Annotated in this window: 3 protein-coding genes; 1 reads left to right on the top strand and 2 read right to left on the bottom strand. The window is 59.6% G+C overall.

Annotated elements, in window-relative coordinates:
* Positions 1-578 (top strand): CAAX prenyl protease-related protein (locus H1Y01_RS12920; RefSeq protein WP_180540931.1); only part of this gene is annotated, 578 nt, incomplete at its 5' end.
* On the opposite strand, the gene H1Y01_RS12915 is transcribed toward H1Y01_RS12920, so the two are convergent.
* Together H1Y01_RS12915 and H1Y01_RS12910 are read right to left on the bottom strand one after the other, a co-directional pair.
* Positions 544-1,977 (bottom strand): POTRA domain-containing protein, encoded by a 1,434-nt coding sequence (locus H1Y01_RS12915; protein WP_180540930.1) that lies wholly within the window; start codon positions 1,975-1,977, stop codon positions 544-546. The two genes, H1Y01_RS12920 and H1Y01_RS12915, sit on opposite strands and share 35 nt — an antisense overlap.
* A gap of 321 nt (positions 1,978-2,298) precedes the next feature.
* Positions 2,299-2,627 (bottom strand): SET domain-containing protein-lysine N-methyltransferase (locus H1Y01_RS12910; protein ID WP_180540929.1); only part of this gene is annotated, 329 nt, incomplete at its 5' end.

Below are 2,627 nucleotides of genomic sequence, written 5' to 3'. Positions count from 1 at the left end.
TGCCAATACCCCAATGGGCGCGATTCGCCATCGAGGTGGCCGTCATCCTCGTGGTCTCGCGCGGCGTCCTGGACAAAGCGCCGTCCCGGCCGTTCCTAAGCATCCTCCTTGGAATTGCAGTCTTCTTCCTATGGGTGGCACCCGAGCATTTCTACCCTGCGTGGCGTTCTCTACCGCCTTTCCACAATTCCGTTGTCGGCGCGGCGACCGCAACCACCACGGAAGCCGAGAAGCACAGCATCTTCTTCCTCACGTTCCGAGTGCTGATGAGCGTCGTCGCCATCCCTATCCTCGAAGAACTTTTCTGGCGCGGTTTCCTGATGCGCTGGCTAATCCATCGGGATTTTCGCTCCGTTCCTTTAGGCTCGTGGAACCTGGAAGCCTTTCTGATCGTCGCCATTTTGTTCGCGACGGAGCATGGCCCTTACTGGGACGTGGGCCTGCTTACCGGCTTCATCTACAACGCCTGGATGATACGCACGCGCAACTTGTGGGACTGCATCCTCGCGCACGCCGCGACCAACGCGTGCCTCGCCGCGTTTGTTATCGGATGGGGCCAGTGGCAGTACTGGTTGTAAACCGGCTCGCCGTGAACATGGGTCCGCTGCCCGCTGTCCTGCGTTGCTTCTTCATCCGCTTGTCCTTTTCTTCCTGCGTCTCAGGCAGGAAAATCAGCGTGACGTCGGCGTTATGCGCCTGGCTATCGGTCTTCACCTCGGCCTTAGTCGGACCCATATAGTCGAACAGCCCCGCGCTCTTCACCTCAGCCAGAAAATGATTCGGATAGTCCGGATTGAACGGATCGCCCATCTTCTCGCCCCACATCTTCCGAACCGCCGTTTCGCCTTCCATGTCAAGGCCCGTGATCGTCAGCCGGTCGAAAGTATAGAGACTGCCGCGATTGATCTTGAACGTTACGTCCACGGTCTTAGTCGCGTCATTGATGGAGCGCTCCGCTTCGACCGTGCCCTCGTAGTAGCCTTCATGGACGATCGACTTCTTGATCTTCTCGACGGCCTGATTCACCGCATCGAAATTGGCAACCGTGCCGGACTTCAGCGCGGCCATATGCACAAACGCGCCGCGTTCGTCGTCATCCTCGATGCCGCTCACCCGCACCCTGCCCAACTTATACTGCGACTCTTCGACGATCTTCACGTGGACCAGTAATCCCTTCACCGGCGGCGGCACCGGTTCGGCCGAGATGTCCTTGAAATGCACGCGCAGATAACCCTTCGCTTCATACATCGGCTTCAACTGCGAATTGAGCATGTCCAAAAAGTTCTGCTCGGTGTAAGGCAGCCCGTAGGCCACCATGCCGATCGACTTCTGCAGTTGCGGCTCCTCGAAGACTTCATTGCCATCGAAATCGACGCGCGCCACGGCGGGCAGGGGTTGGTCCGGCTGAAACTGAATGGCGAACGCCGCATCGCCGGTAGGATTCCCCAGGCTGACGATTTTCCCGATCACCTTGACGGGCTTATTCTGCGCCGCCGCCCACGTGGACACATAGCCGGCCCATCGATCGATCAGCGCCTTGGTGGGGGGCGCCTCGCCGACATACAGCGGATCGCGCGAGCTCAGATAGTCAGCGATCTCCTTATCTTTGCCCGGCCATCCCGCGAACTGGACTTTGTAGAGCGGGGTCACTTCCTTGACCTCAAACTTCGCGGCATAGCCGGGTTTCGGCTTGGCGACCGGGTCGTACCGATAAGCGATGGATTCGAAGAACCCCGTGTCCGTCAGCCGTTGACGCGCCGTCTCGAAGGCTTCCTTCTCAGGCGGAACGCCGGTCTTGATCCCCGCGATCTTGAGGATCGTGGCGGAAGGTACCTTATCGTTCCCGGACACAGTAATCGACAGCAGGGGCAGCCCGAAGTTATCGGGAGTTGTCGCCGTCGATTTCCGCGACCGCGTCGTTTGCGCGATCGCGGAAGTCAAACCAAGAACCAGCAGAGCCGGCAGGACGAACCTCATGTACCCATTCTAAAAACGAGCGCGCCGCCTCCGCTACGCTACACGTTGGCGTGGGGCCGCATCCGCCAACGTCAACCCTCACGCACCGCGCGCCGCCGACTCCGCAAACTCTCCACCCATCCCGCGCCGCCGACTCCGCCAACCGTCCACCCATCCCGCGCGAGACCGACTCCGTAACTGAGCCGCGACCGTGAGGGAGCTGGTGCTCCGGAAAGCAACCTTCAAATGCTCTTACCCCAGGTCGCCGCCTCGATCTTCTTCTGTAAATACCAGGAGAATCTACCGGCGTATTTGACCTGCAACTCGATCTTCTTCCGGTCCTTACCGGTGATCACGCCGGCATGCGACCGACCCGCACCGGCACTCGAGCGTGTAATCATCGTCGTCCGTAGTGGCCCAATCGTGCGTCAGTGCCTCGCCCGCGGCAGTGTCTCGCAGCGCAACGAAAACGATCTGCCCCTGCACCGCGAGATTCGGAGCGCAAGAATGATTGGAGAAGATCATCGAGCTCTCCCGCTCTTCAATCGACAGCGGTCCGATGAAAAGGTCATCCCCGATCTGGATTTCAGCCGCACCAAGCGTGCGCGACACTTCAAGCCGCGCGACACAATTGAAGATGTGACCGCCTTTAACGCACACGATCTCACCCG

Origin of the sequence: Nevskia soli, assembly GCF_903970205.1 — a bacterium.
Taxonomy (GTDB): Bacteria; Acidobacteriota; Terriglobia; order Bryobacterales; family Bryobacteraceae; genus Bog-113.
The sequence above is the reverse complement of the archived record's forward strand: the minus strand, read 5'-3'. Positions and strand labels throughout refer to the sequence as shown.

What these genes read in the sequence shown, in the direction of transcription:
- H1Y01_RS12915 (WP_180540930.1), bottom strand. Translation starts at nt 1,977, where the DNA reads ATGAGGTTCGTCCTGCCGGCTCTGCTGGTTCTTGGTTTGACTTCCGCG.